Genomic DNA, 243 nt, shown 5'->3' with positions numbered 1-243 from the left:
TCAAGTTTTGGTCCATATTTTTCTAAGGGAATTTGTTGAATATTATCCTCAACAAAAAAAATAGCGTGGAGATTTCCAATGGATACAAGGCAAGCATCCTTTAAAGGACCAGCAGTAATTTTTACATAATTGGTATCAGCTATTTCACGTGAAACAGGCATCTCTTTTGCGTTGAAATTTGGACATCCCATGTCAACAGAGATGAGGTTATCGGTTTGGCGTTTACCTTCAATAATTCCAGCA

Annotated in this window: 1 pseudogene; it reads right to left on the bottom strand. The window is 36.6% G+C overall.

Going from position 1 to position 243, the window contains the following annotated elements:
* Positions 1 to 243, bottom strand: a pseudogene (locus ACFIK8_RS11780) (diaminopimelate epimerase); the annotation flags it as partial.

The organism is Bartonella sp. MR168JLCBS (genome assembly GCF_042194175.1).
This window is presented reverse-complemented; position numbering and strand designations above follow the sequence as displayed.